The organism is Amycolatopsis sp. NPDC004772, assembly GCF_053601215.1.
Window position 1 is genome coordinate 1 of sequence record NZ_JBSGBK010000078.1, and the last position, 22,195, is coordinate 22,195.

A 22,195-nucleotide genomic window follows, 5' to 3' on the forward strand; every position below is an offset into this window, starting at 1 on the left:
TCACCTCACCCCGCCCCGGCCCCGGCCCGCGCACCCCGGCTTCGGTCGCTCCGCCGCGACGGGGCTGTGGTTCCGCCTGATCGCCCGGCGCGAAGTCACCTCACCCCGCCCCGGCCCCGGCCCGCGCACCCCGGCTTCGGTCGCTCCGCCGCGACGGGGCTGTGGTTCCGCCTGATCGCCCGGCGCGAAGCCACCTCACCCCGCCCCGGCCCCCGGCCGGAACCGCCCGGCTCAGACCTCCGCCTTCACCCCGAACTCCACCTCGGCCGTCTCCACCGTCCCGGCCGTCCGGCCCGGTGCGGTCTGGTACTTCCAGTACAGGTTCGTGTGCGCGATGACCTGCCCGGGCGGCGGCGCACCGTACGACGACAGGTCCTCCGTCGAGTGCGCGTCCGACACCAGCGTCACGTCATACCCCCGCGCCAGGGCGCCGTGCAGAGTCGAGCGGATGCACGCGTCCGTCTGGGCGCCCGCCACCAGCAGCGAGCCGATTCCCCTGCTCGCCAGCACCTCCTCCAGGTTCGTGGCCTCGAACGAGTCGCCGTACTCCTTGTGCACCAAGGGTTCCGCTTCCCGGCGCACCAGCTCCGGCACGTACTCCCACGTCTGGCTTCCCCGTGGCAGCTCGTCGCTGGTGTGCTGGACCCACACCACTTCGGTGCCGGCGGCGCGGGCGCGGTCCACCAGCGCGGCGATGTTCGCAACGACGTTTTCGCGGTCGTGTGCCGTCTCCATCACGCCGTTCTGGACGTCGATGACTACCAGCGCGGTGTGCGGACGGTCGGTCAGTGTGGTCATGGCGTCACCCTAGCCACCGGCACCGACAATTTCCGGAAGTAGCATGCCGCGGTATGGACTACGGGATGCTCTTGCTCGGTGTCGTCGCGCTGGTCGCGGTCGTCGGACTGGCGTCGTCGGCCACGGAGCGGCGGCTGGGGCGGGTCGATCGGCGGCTCGCCCGGGTGGAGCGGAAGCTCGACGCGATCGCCGAGCGGCTCGGCGTGCCCACCGCGGAACCGGAACTCGCCGAGGTCACCGAACTGCTGCGGCAGGGCAAGAAGATCCAGGCGATCAAGACCTACCGCGAACGCACCGGCGCCGACCTCCGCGAAGCCCGGGACGCCGTGGAACGGCTCTCCTAGGGCGCCCCGCCGATGTGCTTGGCGGACACCGCCTCCCACACCGCGTCGAAGTCGTTGTAGCGGTCGCTGTCCGGCAGCCCGCCGAGCGAGCCCAGCACCGAGTCGCCGCCTCCCGCCGCCGCGGCTCGGCGCAAGAGCTCGTCGCGACCGCAGGGGTACTCGGTGTCGGACAGGTGCCGCTCGAGGCTGGTCCGGTCCGGAGCGGGCATCGCACACCTCCTGATCGTTCTCCCCACCCCGCTTACCCGGGGCGCCCGGGCCGGAAACTCAGCCCACGACGATCGTGTGGTCCGACCGCGGCTCCAGGGTCCCGATCACCGGGTGGCCCGGCAGCTCCCCGGCCACCAGCAACCCGCCCGACGTCTGCGCGTCCGCCAGCAGGAGCGCCTCCTCCGAGATCCGGGACAGCTCCGCGTGCGGGCGCACCCAGTCGAGGTTCCGCCGGGTACCGCCGCTGACGTACCCGTCGCGCAGCGCCTCCCGCGCACCCTCCAGGTACGGCACCGCCGCCGGGTCCAGCCGGGCCGTGACGCCGCTCGCGCGCGCCAGCTTGTGCAGGTGGCCCAGCAGGCCGAACCCCGTCACGTCGGTCGCGCACACCGCCCCGGCGGCCAACGCGGCCCGGGACGCCGGCGCGTTCAGCGTCGTCATCGCCTCGATGGCCTGCGGGAACCGCTCGCCGGTGGCCTTGTGCCGCGAGTTGAGCACGCCGATGCCGAGCGGCTTGGTCAGCGTCAGCGGCACGCCCGCGCGGCCCGCGTCGTTGCGCAGCAGCCGCGACGGATCGGCGACGCCGGTCACCGCGAGGCCGTACTTCGGCTCCGGGTCGTCGATGCTGTGCCCGCCCGCCAGGTGACAGCCCGCCTCCGCGCAGACGTCGAGGCCGCCGCGCAGCACCTCGGCGGCCAGCTCCAACGGCAGCGTCTCGCGCGGCCAGCCGAGCAGGTTGACCGCCACCACCGGGGTGCCGCCCATGGCGTAGACGTCGGACAGCGCGTTGGCCGCGGCGATCCGGCCCCAGTCGTAGGCGTCGTCGACGACCGGGGTGAAGAAGTCCGTGGTGGCGATCAGCGCGGTGTCGCCGGAGATCCGGACCGCGGCCGCGTCGTCGCCGGTGTCGAGGCCCACGAGCAGCTCACCCGGTGGCGCCACGGGCGCCGCGCCGGTCAGGCCGGCCACGGCCGCCTCCAGTTCGCCCGGCGGGATCTTGCACGCGCAGCCGCCGCCGTGCGCGTACTGCGTCAGTCGGTAACCCACCGGTTCATCGTGCCCGCCGGGCGCGAACTTGGCAGGATGGCTGCCATGGTGCAGGGAGGCGTATCCGGCCTGGTGACCGGCGCGGTCTTCAAAACCGTCGAACGGCAGGTTCTGCCGCTGGCGGGTTCGATTCCCGTCCGCCTCCGCCATGCCTGACCCGCGCCGCGCGATCCCGCGGACCGACGCGCTCCTGGCCGAGCCCCGGATCGCCAAGGCCGCCGGGACGCTCGGCCGAGACCTGGTGAAAGCGGTGGTCAACGCCGTCCAGCAGGCGGTGCGGGCGGGCGAGATCGCCCCGGACGCCGTCGCCGACGCCGTGCTCGCGCGGCTGCCGGCGGGCGCGTCCTCGCTGCGGCCGGTGGTCAACGCGACCGGCGTCGTCGTGCACACCAACCTCGGCCGGGCCCCGCTTTCGGCCGCCGCGCTCGACGCCCTCGCCGCGGCCGGCGGCGCCACCGACGTCGAATTCGATCTCACGACCGGCGAGCGCGCCCGCCGGGGCCGCGGCACCCTCGCGGCGCTGCAGGCGGCCGTGCCGGACGCCGGCGGCGTGCACGTGGTCAACAACAACGCGGCCGCCCTGCTGCTCTGCGCGCTCGCCCTGGCCCCGGGCCGGGAGATCGTCGTCAGCCGGGGCGAGCTGGTCGAGATCGGCGACGGCTTCCGCATCCCGGACCTCCTGGAATCGACCGGCGCGCGGCTGCGCGAGGTCGGGACCACGAACCGGACGACCGCCGGCGACTACGCGGCGGCGATCGGCCCGGACACCGGGTTCGTGCTCAAGGTCCACCCGTCCAACTACCGCGTCACCGGGTTCACCGCGGAAGCGACGCTCGGCGAGCTGGCCGGGCTCGGCGTGCCGCTGGTCGCCGACATCGGCTCCGGCCTGCTGGCCCCGCACCCGCTCCTGCCGGACGAACCCGACGCGGCGAGCGCGCTGCGGGCGGGCGCCACGATCGTCACGGCCAGCGGGGACAAGCTGCTCGGCGGCCCGCAGGCCGGCCTGCTGCTCGGCGACACCGACGTCGTCGAACGGCTGCGGCGCCACCCGGCCGCGCGGGCCCTGCGCGTCGACAAGCTCACCCTCGCGGCTCTCGAAGCGACGCTGCGCGGGCCGGAACCGCCGGTGCGCGCGGCGCTCGAAGCGTCCGTCGCGAGCTTGCGGGAACGGGCCGAAGCGCTGGTCAAGACCCTCGGTGACGTCGATGCCGAGGTGGTCGTGTCGGTGGCGGCGGTCGGCGGCGGGGGCGCTCCCGGCGTCGAATTGCCCAGCGTCGCGGTGAGCCTGCCGGCCCGGTACGCGGCCGCGCTGCGCACGGGCGAGCCGGCGGTGGCCGGCCGGGTCGTCAAGGACCGCTGCCTGCTCGACCTGCGGACCGTGCGCCCGGATGAGGACGCGACGCTGCGGGAAGCCGTCCGCCGATGCGGGTGATCGTCACCGCCGGGCACGTCGACCACGGGAAGTCCACGCTCGTGCGGCGGCTGACCGGGATGGAACCGGACCGGTGGGCCGAGGAACGCCGCCGCGGCCTCACCATCGACCTCGGCTTCGCGTGGACGCGGATCGGCGAGGAGGACGTCGCGTTCGTGGACGTGCCGGGCCACGAGCGGTTCGTGCCGAACATGCTCGCCGGCGCCGGGCCCGCCCCCGCGGTGCTGTTCGTCGTCGCCGCCGACGAGGGCTGGATGCCGCAGTCGGCCGAGCACCTCGCGGCGCTGGACGCGTTCGGTGTCCGCCGTGGCCTGCTGGTCGTCACCAAGGCCGACCGCGCCGACCCGGCCGCGCTGACGGCCCTCGCACTGCGGGAGATCGCCGCGACGTCGCTGGGGGCCGTCCCGAGCGTCGCTGTCAGCGGCCGGACGGGCGCGGGCCTCGACCGTCTGCGCGCGGCGATCGCCGAGCTCACGGCCGGGCTCCCGGCCCCCGACCCGGACGCCGACGTCCGGCTGTGGATCGACCGCGCCTTCACGGTTTCCGGGGCCGGCACGGTCGTCACGGGCACCCTCTCCGCCGGCACGATCGCCACGGGCGACGAGCTGCTGCTGGGGCCGGCGCGGGTGAAGGTCCGTGCCCTGCAGGCCCTCGGCGAACCCCACGACCGGGTGAGCGCGGTGGCCCGGGTCGCGGTGAACCTGCGCGGCACCGCCCGCGGTGACGTCCGCCGCGGCGACGTCCTGCTCACCCCGGGCCGCTGGCGCACCACGACGGAGTTCGACGTCCGCCTGCGCGGCGCGGCCGCGGCGGACCTGCACCGCGAGCTGGTGCTGCACCTGGGCACGGCGGCCGTGCCGGTCCGCGTCCGTCCACTGGGGACGGACACCGCCCGGCTCACCACGGCGGCCGCGCTGCCGCTGCGCACCGGCGACCGCGGCCTCCTGCGCGACCCCGGCGAGCACCGGATCGCCGCCGGGTTCGACGTCCTCGACGTCGACCCGCCCGCGTTGTCCCGCCGGGGCGCGGCCCGGGCCCGCGGTCACGAGCTGACCGAGCCCGACCTCGCGCGGGTCTATTTGCGCCGCAAGGGTTTCGTGCCTGTCGGGGACTTCGCGGCGATGGGCCTGCGCCCGACGGGGGAGCGGCTGGGCGAGTGGTGCGCGGACGAGGAGCGGCTGGCGGTGTCGCGCGCGCGGGCGGCCTCGGTGGTGGGCGCGTGGGACAGCACGGCCGCGGGCATGCCGGTGGAGGCGGTGCGGCAGCGGCTCGGGCTGCCCGCCCCGGAACTGGTCGTGCCGGTGCTGCGGGGGACCGGGTTCGAGGTGTCGGGCGGGCTGGTCCGCCGCCCCGGCGCCGGGTTGGCCCCGGCCGTGGAGAAGGCCCTCGAAGTGGTGGCGGAACGGCTCGCGGAGCACCCGTTCCGCGCCCCGGAGGCGGACGAGCTGCGAGCACTGGGCCTCGGCCGCCGAGAGCTGGCAGCGGCCGTCCGCCTGGGCCGGTTGACGGCGGTCGCCGAGGGAGTGGTGCTCGGCCCGGACGTGGCGGAGCGGGCGGTGGCGGAGCTGCGCCGGCTGCCCCAGCCGTTCACGGTGTCGGAAGCCCGCAAAGCCCTCGACAGCACGCGCCGGGTGATGATCCCGCTACTGGAGAGGTTGGACGCGGCGGGCCGGACCGAGCCGCTCGGCGACGGTACGCGCCGCACGAGGGGCTAGGCCTTTCTCCTCGCGGAAACGGCGGGCATACTTCGCTGACTGTCCGCCTCCGCACCCGGAAGATCATGAGCGTCGAGAACGAGAATGCCCCGGCCGGGAACCCGTTTTCCCCGATGGCCATCGCGGCCGATCCGGCTGCTTCCGAGATGACGATCCAGACCGACGCGGTTCGCCTGGCTCATGCCGCCCTCGACAGCTATTTGGCAGACAATGTCTGGCAGGGCAATGTGCTCGCGGTCGTCGGCGAGCACGGCACCGGCAAGACCCACCTTGCGCTGAGCCTGCTGGATTCGGTGAAGCCCTACACCGTCTCCGGTTTCTACCTGGAGGCGCGGGACAGGTTCTTGACCACCTACCGGCGCTTCATGGATCAACTGGGTGTCGACCACATCGCGGGTCTGGTCCAGATGTATTACGTGGATATCGTGGCCGACGCTGCCGAATCCGTTGGTCCAGCTCAAGAGGCGTGGATTCACCAGCTCCGAAACCTCGAAATCGATCCGGCCACTGCCGTCGAGCGGGTCTCGTTGAGCGCGGCAGAGCTGTCGAGAAGTCTCGACCGGAAGCTGCGCGATGTCGTCTTGAATGGAGATTTTGCCGACGCACTCGCGTTGTTGATTCGAGCCGATCTGAAAGATGCCGCGTGGGAATGGCTCTCCGGGTACGGACCCGGCAAGGCCTTGGCGGAACATGGAATCACCCAGCCGATCGGTACGGAAATCGCGGCCATGGAGGCGTTCGGCTCGATCGTGCGGCTTCACGGCGCCCGGCGCCGGAAACTCCTGCTGGTGATCGATGACGTGGAGGCGTTGTGGCCGGGTGACTTCGGCGGGGTGGACGCGCAGATCACCCTCAAAAAGCTGCTGGAGGTGTTTTCTGCTTTCGGTGCCCTGCTCGTCCTACTCGGAACCCCGGACTTCCTCGAAGTGCTGAGGGCAGAGGTCCGGCAGCGCATCGGCCGGGTCATCGAGATGTCGCCGTTCTCGGTGGCTGCGGTTCGATCCCTCGTCGAGGTGAGGCAGGAGCGGTTCTCCGGACACCGCCGTCTCGAGCCGTTCACCGAAGAAGCCGTCGCGCGCATCGTGGAATTGTCCGGCGGAAACGCGCGCACGATCATCAGGCTCTGCTACCAGGTCTTCCAGCTGGCAAGCGCAGAGGGCCAACCGGCCGGTGCCGCCTTGGTCGAGCGGGCGGCCCGCGACGCCTCGCCGATGGCCGAAGAAGAACGGGCTGCGCCGCCGGCCGAAGAGCGCGTGGACCGCCCCGACGTCCAGGAGAAGTCGGACGTCGAGTGGACCACCGACACACCCACCGACGTGGACCTGCTCAAACGTGACGCGCTGGCGGAGGTGCTCGCGGCCCGGATCGTGGAAACCCGGGAGCGGCACCCGGACACGTCGTTGATCGTGCACGTCGACGGCGAGTGGGGCGCCGGCAAGAGCACGCTGCTGGGTCTGCTGGGCCGGCGGCTCACGGGTGAAGGCCTGCTCGTCACGCCGTTCGACGCCTGGCAGCAGTCCCGGTTGTCGCCGCCGTGGTGGGCGCTGCTCACGGCGGTCCGCAACGCGATCGTGCAGGACCGGGGCTGGTGGGCGCAGCGGCGGCTCAAACTCAAGGAACTGGCCGCGCGGGCCCGTCGCTCGGGGGCACCGTTCGTGCTGTCGGCCATCCTGCTGGTCCTGTGCGCGGGCGGGATCGGCCTGCTCGTCCGCGCGATCGTCGGGACCCAGCAGCCCGGTTCCGAGTGGCTGAAGGTGGCACTTTCGGCGATCGCGGCGGTCGGCGTGCTGTGGCCCGGTGTCCGGGTGGCCGGCCGGGTCCTGCTGTGGGATTCGGCCGGTGGCGCGCGGCTGTTCGAGCAGACCGGCGCGAACCCGATGGGCCGGGTCGCCGAGCACTTCGACTGGCTGCTCCGCCAGTCGGGCAAGCCGGTCGTCCTGTTCATCGACGACCTCGACCGGTGCAAGCACGACTACGTGGTGGAAGTCCTCGAAGCCGTCCAAACGCTGCTGCGGGCCGCCCCCGGTGGCCGCGGCGGTGGGCCTCCGGCGGCCTACGTCGTCGTCAGCGCGGACGGGTATTGGATCCGGCAGAGCTTCAGCACGTGGTACGCGGAGTTCGACGAAGAGGGAAGGCAGCCGGCCGGCCGGTTGGGCTACCAGTTCATGGACAAGCTCTTCCAGCTGACCGTGCCGATGCCGGCCCTGGGCACCGCGGCCCAGCGACGGTTCCTGGGTCACCTCCTGAACGTCACCGACGGTGACACCGACCTGCGGAAGGCGCCCGCCGCCGTCGAGGCCAGGGGCAGGATCCAGGCCGCCGCCGGCGACGAGGGCCGGATCCTGGCGGCGCTGGACGCCATCGCCGAGCCGGAGATCCGCAGCGCCGTGGCCGTCGACGCGGTCCGCGCGGTGGCCGCGCCGGAGACGCAGGCGAACACCGAGCACATGCTGCGGAAGTTCGCGCCGCTGATCGGCAGCAACCCGCGGGAGATCAAGCTCTTCCTCAACACCTACAGCATCCTGCGCGCGGTCCGGACGCTCGAGGGCCACACTCCCGAGACGGGGCTGCTGGCCTTGTGGGCCGTCCTGCGGGTCCGCTGGCCGGCGGTCGCCGATCACCTGCAACGCCGCCCGGCGTCCGTCCTCGGGATCCGGGAGCCGCAGTGGTGTCCCGAGCTGTTCCCGGAGCACCTGCTCGACGTCGTCCGCGGCAAGGAGCTGCGCGCGGTCGTCGGCGACCCGGTACACGGCCCGCTGACCGAAGACGCCATCCGCCGCTGCTGCGGAGCGGGCTAACGCCGGTCCTCGGCCAGCGACTGCGTCCCGAGCACACCCAGCAGCGCCAGCCGGTCGGCGGCCCCGGTACCCGGCTCGGCCGTGTACACCATCATGCGCAGGTCGCTGCCCGCGACGCTCAGGACGTCGCAGTCCAGGGTCAGCTCGCCGACGTCCGGGTGGTCGATCGTCTTGCGGGCGGCTTCGTGCCGGCCGATCGCGCCCGATTCCCACAGCTCGGCGAAGCGCGGGCTGTGCTGCCGGAGGTCGGCGATGAGCGTCCGCAGGCCGACGTCGCCGGGGTAGGTGCCGGCCGTGCGGCGCAGGTCGGCGACCAGGGCCGCCTGGAGCGCGTCCCGGGACTCCGGGGTGTCGCGCACCCGGGCGTTGGGGCTGAGGAAATTGCGCCGGACGCCGTTGAGGTCGTCGCCGTGCCATTCGCCCATCAGCGCCGTGTACAGCGGGTTGACCAGGAGCTGGTTCCAGGCCGCGTCGAAGACGGCGACGGGGGTGCCGGCCAGCCGGTCCAGCATGCGGTGGACGCCCGGAGTGATGTGGCGCGGGACCGTGCCCGGGCCCGGCGGCACGAGCCCGGCCAGGCGGAACAGGTGCGTCCGCTCGTCCCGCGTGAGGCGCAGCGCCCGGGCCAGCGCCTCGACCACCTGCGCCGACGGGCTGGTGGCGCGGCCCTGCTCGAGCCGGACGACGTAGTCGGCGGAAATGCCCGCCAGCTGGGCCAGTTCCTCGCGGCGCAACCCGGCGGCGCGGCGACGGCGGCCCGCGGGCAGGCCGGCCGCCTGGGGCGGGACACGGTCGCGCCAGTGGCGCAGGGCCGTGCCGAGTCCGGTGTTCGCCATACCTCGATTGTGCAAGCCGGGCGGCCGGTTGTCCTGGTACTGCCGCTCCCAGGAAAACCCGGCCGCTTCCTGAGTCCCCGCCGCGGGCCGATGGTGGTGGCGACGGAAAGGAACGAATCCCATGAACCAGCTCGCCCTCGTCACCGGCGCCACCTCCGGCATCGGCCGGGCCTTCGCCGACCGCCTCGCCGCCGACGGCCACGACCTGATCGTCACCGGCCGCCGCGAGGACCGCCTCGCCGAGCTCGCCGCCGCCCACCCGGACGTCGAGATCCGCACGGTGGCCGCCGACCTGGCCACCGACGACGGCGTCGCGGCCGTCGCCGCGCTGTGCGCCGCCGAGCCGCTGACCCTGCTGGTCAACAACGCCGGCGTCGCCCACTACATGCCGCTGGCCCAGCTGCCCGCCGGCAAGGCCGGCGAGCTCGTGCACGTCAAGGTCGCCGCGCCCACCATGCTGACCCGCGCGGCCGTCGCGGGCATGCAGGAACGCGGCGAGGGGAGGATCGTCAACGTGGCCGGGATGATCGCGTTCAGCGGCCCCGCCGACGCCTCCGTCCTGCCCCGGCGGGCCGTCTACGCGGGTTCGCTGGCCTACCTGGTCGCCCTGTCCCAGACCCTGAACGCCGAGCTCGAAGGCACCGGCGTCCGGGTGCAGGTGCTGTGCCCGGGTGTCGTCGCCACCGAATTCCACGAGCGGCAGGGCCTCGACCTCAGCGCGGTGCCCCGGATGTCCGCCGCCGACGTCGTCACCGCGTCCCTGCGCGGCTTCGAACTCGGCGAAGTCGTCACCGCCCCGGGGGTCGAGGACGCCGGCCTGCTCGACGCCGTCTTCCGGGCCGACCTCGCCGCTTTCGGCGGGCAGCGCCCGGAACTCGCCTCCCGCTACCGCTGAAGCCCGCCGAAGAACGCACCCAGCGCGGCCGCAAGGGCCTCCGGGTTCTCCTCGGCGACGTGGTGGCCGGACTTGATCGCGTGCCCGCGCAGGTCGGTTGCCCACGGCCGCCAGACGGCCAGGACGTCACCGTAGAGGTCTTCCAGGTCGTCGTCGCTCGACCAGAGCACCAGGGTGGGGCAGGTGATCCGCCGGCCGGCGGCGCGGTCGGCGTCGTCGTGGGCGCGGTCGACGCCCAGGCCCGCGCGGTAGTCCTCGAGCATCGCGGTGACCGTGGCCGGGTCGTGGATCGCGCGGTGGAAGTCGGCGAAGTTCTCCGCACCGAGCCGCTCGGGGGCATTGCGCGTGCCGACGTCGTACCAGGCGTCGGGGTCGGCGGTGATCACCCGCTCGGGTTTTTCCGGCTGGGCGAAGAAGAACCAGTGGTACCACTCGCGCGCGAACCGCGCGTCGCAGCGGTCCAGGGCCTCGGTGATCGGGACGGCGTCGAGGATCGCCGCGCCGCGGATCACGTCCGGGTGATCGAGCGCCAGGCGCGTGGCCACGTAGGCGCCGCGGTCGTGGCCCGCCACGAAGAACTCGTTGTGCCCGAGGTGCCGCATCAGCGCGACGCAGTCCGCCGCCATGACGCGTTTGCTGTAGGGCGTGTGATCTTCGTCGGTCGGCGGCTTGGTGGACTCACCGTAGCCACGGGTGTCCGGGCACACGACGGTGAACCGCTCGGCGAGCCGCGGGGCGACGTGGTGCCACGTCGTGTGCGTCCGTGGATGCCCGTGCACCAGCAGGATCGGCGGCCCGGAGCCGCCGTGACGCACTCGCAGCGTCACGTCGCCGACGTGGACGCGCTCCAGCGTGAAGCCTTCGAACATGCACAGTCCCCCGGACACGAACCCGCTGCCGCACCCCGGAATCCGGGGTGCGGCAGCGGGGAACGGGTCACTTTTTGTCCGTGACGCCCTTCACGGCGTCCTTGATCTTCTCGCCGGCCTGCTTGAGCGAGCCCTTGGCCTGGTCGGACTTGCCCTCGGCCTGCCACTGCTCGTTGCCGGTGGCGTCGCCGACGGCTTCCTTGGCCCGGCCCTTGAGCTCTTCGCCCTTGTTTTCCAGCTTGTCGTTCATCAGGGTGCACCTTCCGTCATGGCGACATTTCCGGATCGGCCAGTCGCCAAAAGGGCCTTGCACCTGGGTTACCCACTGGTTCGGAAGCTACACATCGGCCGGCAGGTGTCCGCCCATCCGCTCGATCCGCTGGATGGCCGGCTCCGCGAGGACGCCGTGCACGACCACCGACACCGCGACGGCGAGCGCGCCGACCCGCCACAGCACGTCCTGCTGCGGCACGGGAAGCCGGTTGAGCGCGTAGGCCAGGTAGTAGAGCGTGCCGATGCCGCGGACGCCGAAGAACGCGATGGCGGCGGTGGCCGGCCGGCCCGGCGACGGCGCGCCGAGCAGGGACAGCCAGCCCACCAGCGGCCGGACCACGAGCACGGCGACGACGGCGAGCACCACTTCGAGGGGCTGCAGTCCGCGCAGCAGGCCGTCGCCGATGGCCAGGCCCAGTCCCAGCAGGGCGAGCGGGACGAACAGCCGTTCCAGCTGGTGACCGAAAGCGTGCAGGACGCCGTGGTAGTCGTGCTCGCGTTCCTGGGTGCGGACCGCCACGGCCGCGACGAACACGGCGACGAACCCGTTGCCGTGCACGAGTTCCGACAGGGCGTAGGGCACGAACGCCAGGGCGAGCAGGACCAAGCCGTCGGCGTACTCGGCCAGCCGCAGCCGGTCCGACGGCGCCCGGAAGATCGCCCAGCCGAGCAGCCGTCCGGTGAGCAGGCCGGACACGACCCCGACGGCCAGGGGCATCAGCAGGTCCACCAGCACCCAGGACAGGTCCAGGCGCGGCTGCCCGCTCGCCAGGGCCAGGCCGAGGAGGACGAACGGCATGGTCAGGCCGTCGTTGAGCCCGGCTTCGGTCGTGAGTGTGAAGCGGATCTCGTTGTTGCGGGCCAGTTCCGGCTCGACGTCGGGGTGCGGGACGCCGATGTCGCCCGCCAGCACCGGATCGGTCGGCGCCAGCGCCGCGGCCAGCAGCAGGGCGACGCCGGGGGCCAGCGCCAGCCACCACGAGCCGAGGACGGCGATCGCGAGGATCGACACCGGCATGGTGATGGCGAGCAGCCGCCACGTCGAGCCCCAGCGCTTCAGGCCGAACGGGCGGTCCACCGACAGGCCCGCCCCGGCGAGGGCGACGAGAATGCCCAGCTGGGCGAACGATTCCACGCCGTGCAGGTGGGCGGCGGGGTCGCTCCAGCCGTTGCCGTAGGGGGCGGGCAGCGGCAGCAGCCCGAGCACGATGCCGGCGCCGAGCATCACCAGCGGCACCGAGAACGGCCGGTCGGCGACCAGCTTCGGCACGATCGCCGCGGCGAGCGCCAGCAGGCCGGCCACTCCGAACAACACGGTCAACGACGACAAAAGGCTCCTCCTGCTCACCGGTCCCCGCGCCACCGCGATCGGCCGGGCACCCGGCAGCCGGGTAGCGTGGCAGGAAGAGGCGCGCCGCGACCCGGATTCCCGGCGCGCGGGCGGCGAAACCGAGGAGGCCGCGGTGACGTACGGGGCGGGCCGGTTCTGCGGCCGGCGGCGTGATCCGCGGGTGGCCGGCCGGAGCGGGCTGGTTTGTGTGAGCGGTGTGGGTGGCGCGCGGACGGCGGTGTCGGACCTGCGCGGGCCAGGGCGGCCTGCGCGCGGGTGGGCGGCGGAATAGAGGAGGCCGCGGTGACGGCGATGAACGGGGCGGGCGGGCCCTGCCGGTTCTGCGGCCGGCGGCGGGATCCCCGGGTACCGGGCCGGAACGGGCCGATCTGTGTCGACTGCGTCCGTGCCGGCCTGCGGGTGGTGCGTGACGGTGCCGATCGGGAAAGCGGCTCCGGTGACGTGCTGGCCGCGGTGACGTCGCCGCTGGCCGCGGTGTGCGATTTCTGCGGGCGCCGCGAACGCCGGACCTTCCTCGGGCTCCGGCGGCCGCTGCTGCGGGTCGACTGCGCCGCGCGGGATGCGGTGATCTGCGTGGACTGCCTGGACCACGCCGGCGACGTGCTGAACGTCGCCCTGCGCGGGTAGCGGCGTTTCCGGGCCGCTGCCCGCGGGTAGCCGGGCGCCATGACGTCCACTCGGGAACACCGCACGCACCCGGAGACCGCTTCGGTGGCCGAAACCCTGCGTGTCGCGCTCGGAGTGGCCCTGCCCACGCTGGCCGGCGGGGTGATCAAACGTCGTCCCGCGGCGCTGGCGGTGGCCGGGAAACTGCAGTTCGACCGCCCGGCCGTGCGGCTGCTGCGCCGGCTGCACGACCGCCACTACGGGCACCCGCTGAAACTGCGCGTGCCCGGCCGGTCGGTCGGGCTGGCGCTGTCCGGCGCGGACGTGAAGCGGCTGCTGGCCGGCGCCCCGACGCCGTTCAGTCCGTCCACAGTGGAGAAACGCGCCGCGCTGGGGCACTTCCAGCCGCACGGCGTGCTGATCTCCGATCCGGCCGACCGGCCGGCCCGCCGCCGGTTCACCGAAGCCGTGCTGGAACCCGGTCGTCCACTGCACGAGCTCGCGGCCCCGTTCGCCCGCGCCGTCGCCGAAGAGGCGGCCGGCCTGCGGACGTCGGGAACACTCGACTGGGACACCTTCGACGTCGCCTGGTGGCGGCTGGTGCGCCGGATCGTCCTCGGCTCGGGAGCGCGCGACGACACGACGCTCACCGACCAGCTCGAACGGCTGCGGCTCGACGCGAACTGGGCGTACCTGCACCCGAAACGCAAGCAGCTGTACGCACAGTTCCGCGCGCGGCTCGTCGCCCACCTCGGCCGCGCCGAGCCCGGCAGCCTCGCCGCCGTGATCGCCGAGACCGGCGAAGACACCGCGCCCGACCAGGTGGCGCACTGGCTGTTCGCCTTCGACGCGGCCGGCATGGCGACCTACCGGACGCTGGCGCTGCTGGCGAGCCACCCGGCGGCCCAGGAGCGTGCCCGCACCGACCTCGACGGCGTCGACCTGGCCGAGCCGAACCAGCTGAGCTACCTGCGCGCGTGCGTGCTGGACGCGGTCCGGCTGTGGCCGACCACCCCGATGCTCCTGCGCGAGACCACCGAAGAGACGACCTGGGGCCCGGCGGGGACGACGGTGCTGATCTTCACGCCGTTCTTCCACCGGGACCCGGACCTCCCGTACGCCGACCGGTTCGACCCGGACCTCTGGCTCGACGGCCGCGCGGCGGAGAACCCGGCGCTGGTCCCGTTCAGCGCGGGCCCGGCCGTCTGCCCGGGCCGTGACCTGGTCCGGTTCTGCGCGAGCACGATGCTGGCGAACCTGCTGCGCGACCACCGGTACGAGCAGGCGTCGGGGACGGTGCTGTCCCCGGACCGCCCGCTCCCGGCCACCCTCGACAACTTCCACCTGAAGCTCAAGCAGCTCGGCTGAGCCGCCTCCGCCGCACCCGGACGACCACGACCACCGCCGCGACGCCCGCCAGGATCAGCGCGATCGGCAGCGCCGTCGGCAGCCACGGCCAAGCGTCACCTTCGAACACGACGCCGTCGGTGGGCAGCTCCAGGACCTTCGCCGTCCACCGTGCCGTCGCCACGTCGGTGCGGCGGGACAGCGCGCTCACCGCGGTGTCGTACGGGAAGCCCGGCCGGTCGTGGACGTACTCGGGCACCGGCCCGCCGGGTGCGGTGATCCCGCGGGTCGCGCCCGGCACGAGCAGCCGGTCGAGGTTCGCCGCGCCGAGGGCCGCCCGGGGCAGGAACACCAGCCCGTGCCGGGAGCGGATCGGGCCGCCGTCGATGCTCACGGCGAGCGTGCGCGAGGACAGCGACTGGCCTTCGGTGTCGAACACCGACGCGAGTTCGACCTCGCCGACGCCGTTCGCGAGCAGCACGCCGGTTTCGTCGGGGGCCCAGCGGAACCCGGCGTTGACGATCGCGGCCGCGTCCGGTGTTCCCTCCGGGGCGTGCACCGGGACCGCGGTGCCGTAGCGGCGCCAGCCGATCGCCGCCGCGGCGCCGGCCGCCACCGGGCGCCCGGCCAGCCGCTCGACCCAGTGCAGCGTGCCGTCGATGCCGGAGAGGATCCCGGCCGTGGTGACGACGGTCCCGTCGTCGACGAACCGTTCCCCGCGGACCCACCGCACCGCCGGGTATTCGGCGGCCCAGGCGTCGACCTTGAGCCAGTGCGCGGTGGCCGGCCGCCCGTCGAGCAACCCGGCGGAGGCGAGCACCGCACCGCCGTTGCAGACGCTCAGCAGCTTCGAGCCGCGCGCGGCCTGCTCCCGCAGCCACGTCGTGACCGGTGCGGCGCTGGGCTCGCCGACGTCCGGGAACGCCGGCACGACGACGAGGTCCGGTGCCCGCGACCCGAGCCGCGTGGCGAGGCCGGCGAAGTCGAAGTCGGGCACCAGGTCCAGGCCGCCGGTCAGCGGCTTCGGCTCGCGGTGGGGAGCGACCGTGTAGACGTTGAACCGGCCGGTCGCGGCCAGGATCTCGTAGGGGGCCAGTGCGTCGGAGACGACGGCACCACGGTCGCCGACGACGACCACCGCGGTCGGCTTGGCCGGGTCGTGGGGGACCGGTGCCGCGGCGGGGACGGGCCGCGCCGGGCCGGCGGCGTAGAGCGCGTCGAACGCGCCGAGGGCGGCGACGGTCGCCCCCGCGGCGGGGACCACCAGCACGGCGATCACCGCGGCGAGGAGGAAGGCGATGCGCTTCAGCATGATCAGTGCCAGTACTCGGCGCGGCGCCACACCATGGCGGCCAGCATCAGCGGGAACATGATCACGTGCCCGGCGACCATCAGGGTCATACCGGAGATCGCGCCCAGCCAGTACGGCACGAGCAGTGCCACGAACGGCAGGTACATCACCGCGGCCATCTCGGCGATCCGCGGCCACGAGTGCCGGCGCAGCGCCATGGCGAGGACCATCGCGACGGTCATGTCCGTGGCCATGACGAGCGCGTCGACGTCCGGGCGGTCGAGCCAGGCGGACGGCCACAGCGGGGTCAGCGCCACCATGCCGACGAGCATGGCGACGACCATCTCGACGTAGTGGCCGGTGAAGCGGGCGAGCTTGCGGGCGGTGGTCCGCGGGGTTTCGGTGGTGGTCATGAGTCCCTCCAGGTCGTTCCTGGAAAGAGGATCGCGGCCGTCGGCCGTGCTGCCAGGTGCCGGAAGTCATGACCGGGGGTCACGGTCTAGAGCAGGCCGAGGTCCCTCGCGCGCAGGGCGGCCTGGGTGCGGTCGCGGGCACCGAGCTTGCCCAGCACGTTGGTGACGTGGTTCTTCACCGTGCCCTCGGCGAGGAACAGCGTCGTGGCGATCTCGCGGTTGCTGCGGCCGTCGGCGAGCAGCCGCAGGACGTCGAGTTCGCGCGAGGACAGCGGCACCACCAGCGGCTGCGGCCGGGGCTCCGGCGCGTCCGGCAGCTGCGCGAACCGCGCGACCACCTTTGCGGCCACCGACGGCTGCAGCACGGACTCCCCGCGCGCCGCGGCCAGCACCGCCTCGACCAGGCTTGCCGACGAGACGTCCTTCAGCAGGTACCCGACGGCACCCGCGCGCAACGCTGCGAAGACGTCTTCGTCGTCGTCGAAGGTGGTCAGCGCGATGACCCGGGTGCCGGGCTGCTCCACCCGCAGCCGCCGGGTCGCGGCCACGCCGTCGAGGACCGGCATGCGCAGGTCCATCAGGACGACGTCCGGGGTCAGCGCGGCCGCGGAGCGTAGGGCCTCGTCGCCGTTGCCGGCTTCGCCGACGACGGCGATGCCCTCGTGCGTGGCGAGCAGGGTGGCCAGGGCTTCGCGGAACAGGGCCTGGTCGTCGACGAGCAGGACGCGGACCGGCGTCATCCGGGGATCTCCATGGTCAGGGCGCTGCCGCCGCCGGGTGTCGAGGTGAAGGCGAGCTCGCCGCCGAGGTGGGCGGCCCGCTCCCGGAGCCCGACCAGGCCGAAGCCGGTCGACGCGCCGCCGTCGCTGCCGCGGCCGTCGTCGCGGACCTCGACCCGGACCGCCGCCTCGGCGTAGTCGAGCACCACGTCCGCCGTGGCGGCGCCGGCGTGCTTGCGCACGTTCGTCAGGCCTTCCTGCGCGGCCCGGAAGAGGGCTTCGCGCTGCTCGTCCGGCAGGGGGCGTTCGGTGCCGGTCACCGTGAGCCGGGCCGCGACCCCGGTCGCCGACGTCTCCTCCGCGAGCGCCTTCAGCGCCTCCGGCAGCGCCGGGACCGGCCGCGGCTCCCGCAGCGCCCGCACCGAGCGGCGCACCTCGGCCAGCGCGGTCTCCGCCTGCTCCTGCGCCTTCGCGAGGACGTCGTCGGCCTTGCCGGGATCGGTCGGCAGCACCGCCCGCGCGGCCTTCACCTGCATCTGGACGACGGTGAGCGAATGCCCGAGGCCGTCGTGGATGTCGCGCGCGACCCGGTTGCGCTCCTGCGCGGTCGCGAGCCGTTCCGCCTGGGCCGCGTAGTCGCGGAGTTTTGCGTGCGCTTCGGCGAGTTCGGCGCGCGACCGCTGCTCCCGCAGCAACAGCTCGGTGATGATCGCCGCGAACAGCACCGAGATGAGCGTGCCGATCCCTTCCCGCAGGCCTTCGCCCAGTGACATCCCCAGGTGCACGAGCGGGACCACGGCGATGACGAGCGCGATCGCCGGCCGCGGCAGGCGCAGCAGCACGCACTGGCTGACCAGCACGACGAGGAACAGCGTCGTCCCGACGCCGGCGTCGATCGTGAAGAGCACGAAGGCCAGCGGCAGCTGCACGGCGACGTAGGCCGCGCCCCACGCGAGCCCCTTTCCGTCGCGCACCCAGCCGAAGGCCGCCGTCGCGAGCGCGGCGAAGACCACGCCCAGCACCAGAGCGAGCCAGGGTTCCCCGGAGCCGAGGACCCCGAGCACGATCGAGAGGAGGGCGCCGCAGGTCAGCACCCCGAGGGCCCGGTTCATGCGGTCACTGTGGAGGCTGCGGCGGCCCGCGGTCAACCACGAACGCGTTCACACGGCCGTTCGACACCCCGGCGCTTACGCTGGACCCGACGGCCAAGCCGATTCGGGGGTTTGACATCGATGTCAGTGCTCTGGGGCGTCTCGTTCGACGCCACTCCGCTGTCCGGGGTCGTGGTCGAGTTCCTCAAGACGGCGCACCGCTTCGCCGGTCGGGGTCACCGCGTCCACCTCGACCTCGGGTACGACATCAAGGCCGACAAGGGCGCGTTCTTCCGGCCCTACCGCGACGAGGCCCAGCTGCTGCCGGAGTGGGTCACGCTCGACCGCGTCGAAGGGGTCGAGCGGATCCGCGGCTACGACCGCGCGTTCGTCGAGCGGGTCCTGCGCGAAGTCGTGCAGGGTGGCGACACCGCGCTGCGGCCCGAGATCGACCGGATCGCCGGGGAACTGGCGGACCGGATGGTGGCCACCTGGGAACGGCTCGGCGTGACCGTGGTGCTGGTGGAAAACGGGACCCTGCCGGAAAACCTCGCCTACACCGAAGCGCTGTACGCCGCGATCGGCCGCTACGGCGCGCGGCACCGGCTCGGCCGGTTCGTGTTCTGGCGCGACCACGACCTGATGTGGCAGAGCGAGCCGGGGATCGCCAAGTACGGCACGTTCCCGTACCCCGGCGTGCCCGCGCCGCGGAACTCCCCGCACATCCACTACTTCGCCCTGCACGAAGAGGCGCTGGCGCGGACCCTGGAGTGGGTGCCGGGCCTGGCCAACATCGACGTCCTGCCGAATTCGTTCGCCATCGCGCCCGCGCGGATCGACGAGCGCAACGCGGCTTTCCGGCGCGACCACGGCATTCCCGACGGCGTCCCGCTGCTGGCCCGGATCACCCGGATCATCCCGCAGAAGCGCATCGACCGGGACCTCCACTTGCTCGCGCTGCTGCCGGGCGCGTGGCTGTTCGTCGCCGGCGACACCCGCGAGACGCCGACCGAGCACGCCCGGCTCGTCGACCTCGCGACGCGCCTGGGCGTGGGCGACCGGGTCGTGTTCGGTGGCTGGCTGACGCCGTACGACACCGCGGTCCCCGGCCGGTACTCCGTGCGCGACCTCCTCGCGCACGCGACGGTCGTGTCGTTCCTGACCTCCTACGACTACGAGAGCTACGGCAACCCGGTGAGCGAGGCGATCGCCTCCGGGACGCCGTACATCACCAGCGGCTACGAGCTCTACGACGTCGTCTACGCCGGCTTCCGGGCCCCGGTGCTGGACATCCGGAGCCGCGACCTGCCGGACGCGGCGTTCGCGCGCGAAGTCGCCGAGCTGATCACCGACGAAGGGAAACGGGCGGAAGTGGTGCGGGTGAACTCGGAACTCGGGCAGGCGCGATTCGGGGCGCGGGTCGTCGACGAGCTGGTCGACCGGCTGTACCCGCCGCCGATGGGCGCGGCGACCCGGCTCAGCGTCGTGCTGCCGGTGTACAACGAAGCCGCGAACCTCCCGGAGGTGCTGCGGACCCTGCACGACCAGCGCGACGGCGACGCGCCCCTGGACAAGAGCCGGTACGAGGTCGTGCTGGTCGACAACAACTCCACCGACGACACCGTGGCGATCGCGCACGCCTTCGCGGCCGCGCACCCCGACCTGGCCCTGCACGTCATCCACGAGCCGGAGCAGGGCGTTTCGTGCGCGCGGCGGGCCGGGATGGACTTCGCCGCGGCCCGCAGCCGCAACCGGCCCGACAGCGACCCGGGGGAGCGGTTCCACCTCGTCTCCGCCGACGCCGACTGCCGTGTCGACGCGCACTGGCTGAGCGAACTGCTCGACGCGATGGAGACGACCAAGGCCGCGATCGGCGTCTGCGACTACTACTACAACGCCGAGCACTTCACCGGCCGGCCACGGCTGTGGGACGCGATCCAGCGGACGCTGCGCTGCCGCGCGGTCACCTTCGCGCTCTTCGGCGGCTTCCCCGACGGCAAGGGCTTCGCCGTCGAGCGCGACGCCTACGAGCGCGCCGGCGGCATCGAGATCTTCTACCAGCTGCAGGACGGCAAGTTCGTCAACCACCTCTCCGACGACTGGGACTTCGGGATCAAGGTCGCCAACGGCGGCGACCCGATCACCTACGCGCCGCGCTCGCGCGTCGAGATCAACCCTCGGCGCGTCGACCACGCCATCGACGAGGTCATCGCCGGCCGCGCCTACGGCTCCGACGGCATCATCGTCATGCGCGACATCCGGCCGTCGGCGCCCTCGGAGCCCACCGACCTCACCGAAGCCGAGGCCGAGCAGGCGTGGGCGTTCTCGATCAAGGACTTCACGCCGAAGAACACCATCCTGCCGGTGCTGCTGACCCCGGCGCTGCTGGAGGACGACGCCGTCATCGCGTTCTTCGGGCCCGATCTCGCCGCGCGGCTGGCGCGGCGGATCAGCGAGATCCGGCACGAGATGCGCGTCGTCGACTTCACGCCGATCCACGCCTACAAGACGCCGTCCTACCGGCTGTACTTCGAGTTCGCCGACGAGCTGTTCGCGTGCCTGCGGCGGCACGTCGGCGAGGACATCGGGTACCCGCCGCCGCTGCCGCCGTGCCTGGCGGAGATCCCGCCCGCGCGGTTCGCCGAGTTCGTCCGCTACTACTGCGAAGACCGGGAGTCCGGCGAGGCCCACAACTACTTCGGCAACGGAGGGGTGTTCTGATGACCCTGGGCTATGAGGAAGCCGTCGGCTCGCTGCATGCGCTCGACCCCGCGTGGCCGCGGCCCGCCGTGCTCGACGTCCTCGAAGCGCCGGAGAACCGGCACCTCCTGGACTTCGTGCAGGAGGACCCGTTCGGGGCGCACGTGTTCCCGGGCAACGTGCCCGGCACGCCGGCGGAGTTCCTGGCCGACCTCGACGCGCAGCTCGCTTCGTCCGGGCCGATCCACCTGTGGTCCTACATCCCGACGTGCGCCTACCGCTGCCGGTTCTGCCAGTACCCGGTCGTGCTCGTCAAGGGGAAGATGGAGAAGGCGGCGGACTGGGTCGACCTCAACATCGCCGAGGCGAAGCTGTGGCTCGAGGCCGTGCCCCACCTGCGTGACGCCGAGGTGGGCGAGTTCAACGTCTTCGGGGGCACGCCGTCGCTGCTGCCGGAACCCGAGATCCGGCGCCTGCTGGAGTTCTACCGGTCGAACTTCGGGTTCACGCCGGAGACGACGATCCGGTTCGAGGGCGACCCGAGCACGTTCACCCCGGCCAAGCTGGAATTGCTGCGTGAACTGGGCTGCACCAAGCTGTCCAGCGGTGTCCAGTCGTTCGACGACCACGTGCTCGAGCTGTGCGGCCGGGAGCACTCCGCGGAGATGTGCGTCGACTTCGTCCGCAACGCCCGGTCGCTGGGCTTCGAGTGGGTCAGCATCGACCTGATGTACGGCCTGCTCGACCAGACCCTCGACAGCGTCCGCCGCGACCTCGGCATCGTGCTGGAGAACGAGGTCACCGCGGTGGTCTGCACGAAGCTGCACCTGGCGTCCTACAGCGACACGCGCACCGGCGTCACCGGCGAGAAACCGGCGGCGTGGCAGCTGCCGTCCTACCGGGACAAGCTGGTGCGCGACGGCCACCGCTGGCCCCCGCTCGGCGAGCAGTACCAGATGCGGGAGCTGCTCACCGAGGGCCTGCGCGCGGCCGGGTACACCGAGCACCCGACGATGTACTTCGCGCGCGACGGCCTCGGGCCGGAGAAGTGGAAGTCCATCATGGTCGACCAGGACAAGCAGGAACCCGAGGTCGCGATCGGCCTCGGCGGCAGTTCGAGCTGCCGCGCGTCGGAGGCGATCACCGACGTGAACTCCCGCCGCTACACCGAGACCGTGCTGTCCGGCCGGATCCCGCTGGGCTCGGCGACCCGGTTCACGCCCGAGGCGCAGGAGGCCCGGGCCGTCAAGATGGCGCTGACGACGTTGCAGCCGGTGCGGGATTCCCTGCACCGCCAACGCTTTCCGGGACGCTCGTTGTTCGCGGAGCCGTGGCTGGGCAAGTTCCGGTCGCTGGCTTCGCGGGGCCTGGTCCGGTTGGGCCCGGACGTCGTCGAGCTGACCCCGGCCGGGGAGGTGCTCGTCGAGGCGATCATCACCACCGAACTCTGAAGATCACTG

At 73.0% G+C, this 22,195-nt stretch carries 20 protein-coding genes and 1 tRNA gene; 10 read left to right on the forward strand and 11 right to left on the reverse strand.

The features are described from left to right. Window positions 1–231: 231 nt before the first annotated feature. On the reverse strand, window positions 232–798 hold the full coding sequence (locus tag ACWEF6_RS33405; RefSeq protein WP_449686593.1) for a cysteine hydrolase family protein: 567 nt from the start codon (window positions 796–798) through the stop codon (window positions 232–234). A 53-nt stretch (window positions 799–851) separates the two neighbouring features. Between ACWEF6_RS33405 and ACWEF6_RS33410 the strand changes: the two genes are divergently transcribed. Next, window positions 852–1,142, forward strand: coding sequence for a hypothetical protein (locus tag ACWEF6_RS33410; RefSeq protein ID WP_449686594.1), 291 nt, complete (start codon window positions 852–854; stop codon window positions 1,140–1,142). Here the strand turns inward: ACWEF6_RS33410 and ACWEF6_RS33415 are convergent. Together ACWEF6_RS33415 and selD are read right to left on the reverse strand one after the other, a co-directional pair. After that, window positions 1,139–1,351, reverse strand: a complete 213-nt coding sequence (locus ACWEF6_RS33415) for a DUF2795 domain-containing protein (RefSeq protein ID WP_449686595.1) — start codon at window positions 1,349–1,351, stop codon at window positions 1,139–1,141. The two genes, ACWEF6_RS33410 and ACWEF6_RS33415, sit on opposite strands and share 4 nt — an antisense overlap. A gap of 58 nt (window positions 1,352–1,409) precedes the next feature. Further along, entirely contained in the window at window positions 1,410–2,399 is a 990-nt protein-coding gene (selD, locus tag ACWEF6_RS33420; protein ID WP_449686596.1) for a selenide, water dikinase SelD, read from the reverse strand. A gap of 54 nt (window positions 2,400–2,453) precedes the next feature. On the opposite strand from selD, the gene ACWEF6_RS33425 reads away from it, so the two are divergent. From ACWEF6_RS33425 to ACWEF6_RS33440, 4 genes are all read left to right on the forward strand, one after another. Beyond that, window positions 2,454–2,548: transfer RNA gene (locus ACWEF6_RS33425), tRNA-Sec, on the forward strand. Continuing rightward, the gene (gene selA / locus ACWEF6_RS33430) at window positions 2,548–3,831 is read left to right on the forward strand and encodes an L-seryl-tRNA(Sec) selenium transferase (protein WP_449686597.1); all 1,284 of its coding nucleotides are present in this window, start codon (window positions 2,548–2,550) and stop codon (window positions 3,829–3,831) included. Before ACWEF6_RS33425 ends, selA begins: the two co-directional genes overlap by 1 nt. Then, window positions 3,822–5,546, forward strand: a complete 1,725-nt coding sequence (selB, locus tag ACWEF6_RS33435; RefSeq protein WP_449686598.1) for a selenocysteine-specific translation elongation factor — start codon at window positions 3,822–3,824, stop codon at window positions 5,544–5,546. The genes selA and selB overlap by 10 nt, the downstream gene beginning before the upstream one ends. A gap of 65 nt (window positions 5,547–5,611) precedes the next feature. Beyond that, a complete protein-coding gene (locus ACWEF6_RS33440; RefSeq protein WP_449686599.1) occupies window positions 5,612–8,344 on the forward strand; it encodes a P-loop NTPase fold protein in 2,733 nt (910 codons plus the stop codon). Here the strand turns inward: ACWEF6_RS33440 and ACWEF6_RS33445 are convergent. Further along, entirely contained in the window at window positions 8,341–9,180 is an 840-nt protein-coding gene (locus ACWEF6_RS33445; RefSeq protein ID WP_449686600.1) for a helix-turn-helix transcriptional regulator, read from the reverse strand. The two genes, ACWEF6_RS33440 and ACWEF6_RS33445, sit on opposite strands and share 4 nt — an antisense overlap. 121 nt (window positions 9,181–9,301) lie before the next feature. On the opposite strand from ACWEF6_RS33445, the gene ACWEF6_RS33450 reads away from it, so the two are divergent. After that, window positions 9,302–10,075 (forward strand): SDR family NAD(P)-dependent oxidoreductase, encoded by a 774-nt coding sequence (locus ACWEF6_RS33450; RefSeq protein ID WP_449686601.1) that lies wholly within the window; start codon window positions 9,302–9,304, stop codon window positions 10,073–10,075. Here the strand turns inward: ACWEF6_RS33450 and ACWEF6_RS33455 are convergent. From ACWEF6_RS33455 to ACWEF6_RS33465, 3 genes are all read right to left on the reverse strand, one after another. After that, window positions 10,066–10,944: an alpha/beta fold hydrolase gene (locus tag ACWEF6_RS33455; protein WP_449686602.1), complete on the reverse strand. Its 879-nt coding sequence runs from the start codon at window positions 10,942–10,944 to the stop codon at window positions 10,066–10,068. The genes ACWEF6_RS33450 and ACWEF6_RS33455 overlap by 10 nt on opposite strands. A 67-nt stretch (window positions 10,945–11,011) precedes the next feature. Then, the gene (locus tag ACWEF6_RS33460) at window positions 11,012–11,194 is read right to left on the reverse strand and encodes a CsbD family protein (RefSeq protein WP_308670772.1); all 183 of its coding nucleotides are present in this window, start codon (window positions 11,192–11,194) and stop codon (window positions 11,012–11,014) included. An 87-nt stretch (window positions 11,195–11,281) separates the two neighbouring features. Next, complete coding sequence (locus ACWEF6_RS33465) at window positions 11,282–12,547, reverse strand: cation:proton antiporter domain-containing protein (protein WP_449686603.1); 1,266 nt, start codon at window positions 12,545–12,547, stop codon at window positions 11,282–11,284. Between the two features lie 312 nt (window positions 12,548–12,859). On the opposite strand from ACWEF6_RS33465, the gene ACWEF6_RS33470 reads away from it, so the two are divergent. Continuing rightward, window positions 12,860–13,195, forward strand: a complete 336-nt coding sequence (locus tag ACWEF6_RS33470; protein ID WP_410571145.1) for a hypothetical protein — start codon at window positions 12,860–12,862, stop codon at window positions 13,193–13,195. Window positions 13,196–13,234: 39 nt separating this feature from the next. After that, entirely contained in the window at window positions 13,235–14,542 is a 1,308-nt protein-coding gene (locus tag ACWEF6_RS33475; protein ID WP_449686604.1) for a cytochrome P450, read from the forward strand. Here the strand turns inward: ACWEF6_RS33475 and ACWEF6_RS33480 are convergent. The 4 genes from ACWEF6_RS33480 to ACWEF6_RS33495 all read right to left on the reverse strand — a co-directional run bounded on the left by ACWEF6_RS33480 (window position 14,526) and on the right by ACWEF6_RS33495 (window position 18,056). Continuing rightward, window positions 14,526–15,833 (reverse strand): DJ-1/PfpI family protein, encoded by a 1,308-nt coding sequence (locus ACWEF6_RS33480; RefSeq protein WP_449686605.1) that lies wholly within the window; start codon window positions 15,831–15,833, stop codon window positions 14,526–14,528. The two genes, ACWEF6_RS33475 and ACWEF6_RS33480, sit on opposite strands and share 17 nt — an antisense overlap. 2 nt (window positions 15,834–15,835) lie before the next feature. Beyond that, a complete protein-coding gene (locus tag ACWEF6_RS33485; RefSeq protein WP_449686606.1) occupies window positions 15,836–16,225 on the reverse strand; it encodes a hypothetical protein in 390 nt (129 codons plus the stop codon). 86 nt (window positions 16,226–16,311) lie between these two features. Then, the gene (locus ACWEF6_RS33490; RefSeq protein WP_449686607.1) at window positions 16,312–16,965 is read right to left on the reverse strand and encodes a response regulator; all 654 of its coding nucleotides are present in this window, start codon (window positions 16,963–16,965) and stop codon (window positions 16,312–16,314) included. Then, window positions 16,962–18,056, reverse strand: coding sequence for a sensor histidine kinase (locus tag ACWEF6_RS33495; protein ID WP_449686608.1), 1,095 nt, complete (start codon window positions 18,054–18,056; stop codon window positions 16,962–16,964). Before ACWEF6_RS33495 ends, ACWEF6_RS33490 begins: the two co-directional genes overlap by 4 nt. Window positions 18,057–18,176: 120 nt before the next feature. Here ACWEF6_RS33495 and ACWEF6_RS33500 point away from each other — a divergent pair, with 120 nt between their 5' ends. After that, window positions 18,177–20,756: a glycosyltransferase gene (locus ACWEF6_RS33500; RefSeq protein ID WP_449686609.1), complete on the forward strand. Its 2,580-nt coding sequence runs from the start codon at window positions 18,177–18,179 to the stop codon at window positions 20,754–20,756. After that, complete coding sequence (locus ACWEF6_RS33505) at window positions 20,756–22,186, forward strand: radical SAM protein (protein WP_449686610.1); 1,431 nt, start codon at window positions 20,756–20,758, stop codon at window positions 22,184–22,186. Before ACWEF6_RS33500 ends, ACWEF6_RS33505 begins: the two co-directional genes overlap by 1 nt. Window positions 22,187–22,195: the final 9 nt, after the last annotated feature.

Bases quoted from the DNA above. Each gene is read 5' to 3' on its own strand.
- ACWEF6_RS33445 (WP_449686600.1), bottom strand. From the start codon at position 9,180: ATGGCGAACACCGGACTCGGCACGGCCCTGCGCCACTGGCGCGACCGT.
- ACWEF6_RS33490 (WP_449686607.1), bottom strand. From the start codon at position 16,965: ATGACGCCGGTCCGCGTCCTGCTCGTCGACGACCAGGCCCTGTTCCGC.
- ACWEF6_RS33485 (WP_449686606.1), bottom strand. From the start codon at position 16,225: ATGACCACCACCGAAACCCCGCGGACCACCGCCCGCAAGCTCGCCCGC.
- ACWEF6_RS33455 (WP_449686602.1), bottom strand. From the start codon at position 10,944: ATGTTCGAAGGCTTCACGCTGGAGCGCGTCCACGTCGGCGACGTGACG.
- selB (WP_449686598.1), top strand. From the start codon at position 3,822: ATGCGGGTGATCGTCACCGCCGGGCACGTCGACCACGGGAAGTCCACG.
- ACWEF6_RS33450 (WP_449686601.1), top strand. From the start codon at position 9,302: ATGAACCAGCTCGCCCTCGTCACCGGCGCCACCTCCGGCATCGGCCGG.
- ACWEF6_RS33415 (WP_449686595.1), bottom strand. From the start codon at position 1,351: ATGCCCGCTCCGGACCGGACCAGCCTCGAGCGGCACCTGTCCGACACC.
- ACWEF6_RS33505 (WP_449686610.1), top strand. From the start codon at position 20,756: ATGACCCTGGGCTATGAGGAAGCCGTCGGCTCGCTGCATGCGCTCGAC.
- ACWEF6_RS33405 (WP_449686593.1), bottom strand. From the start codon at position 798: ATGACCACACTGACCGACCGTCCGCACACCGCGCTGGTAGTCATCGAC.
- ACWEF6_RS33460 (WP_308670772.1), bottom strand. From the start codon at position 11,194: ATGAACGACAAGCTGGAAAACAAGGGCGAAGAGCTCAAGGGCCGGGCC.
- ACWEF6_RS33440 (WP_449686599.1), top strand. From the start codon at position 5,612: ATGAGCGTCGAGAACGAGAATGCCCCGGCCGGGAACCCGTTTTCCCCG.
- ACWEF6_RS33495 (WP_449686608.1), bottom strand. From the start codon at position 18,056: ATGAACCGGGCCCTCGGGGTGCTGACCTGCGGCGCCCTCCTCTCGATC.
- ACWEF6_RS33410 (WP_449686594.1), top strand. From the start codon at position 852: ATGGACTACGGGATGCTCTTGCTCGGTGTCGTCGCGCTGGTCGCGGTC.
- selA (WP_449686597.1), top strand. From the start codon at position 2,548: ATGCCTGACCCGCGCCGCGCGATCCCGCGGACCGACGCGCTCCTGGCC.
- ACWEF6_RS33470 (WP_410571145.1), top strand. From the start codon at position 12,860: ATGAACGGGGCGGGCGGGCCCTGCCGGTTCTGCGGCCGGCGGCGGGAT.
- ACWEF6_RS33475 (WP_449686604.1), top strand. From the start codon at position 13,235: ATGACGTCCACTCGGGAACACCGCACGCACCCGGAGACCGCTTCGGTG.
- ACWEF6_RS33500 (WP_449686609.1), top strand. From the start codon at position 18,177: ATGTCAGTGCTCTGGGGCGTCTCGTTCGACGCCACTCCGCTGTCCGGG.
- ACWEF6_RS33480 (WP_449686605.1), bottom strand. From the start codon at position 15,833: ATGCTGAAGCGCATCGCCTTCCTCCTCGCCGCGGTGATCGCCGTGCTG.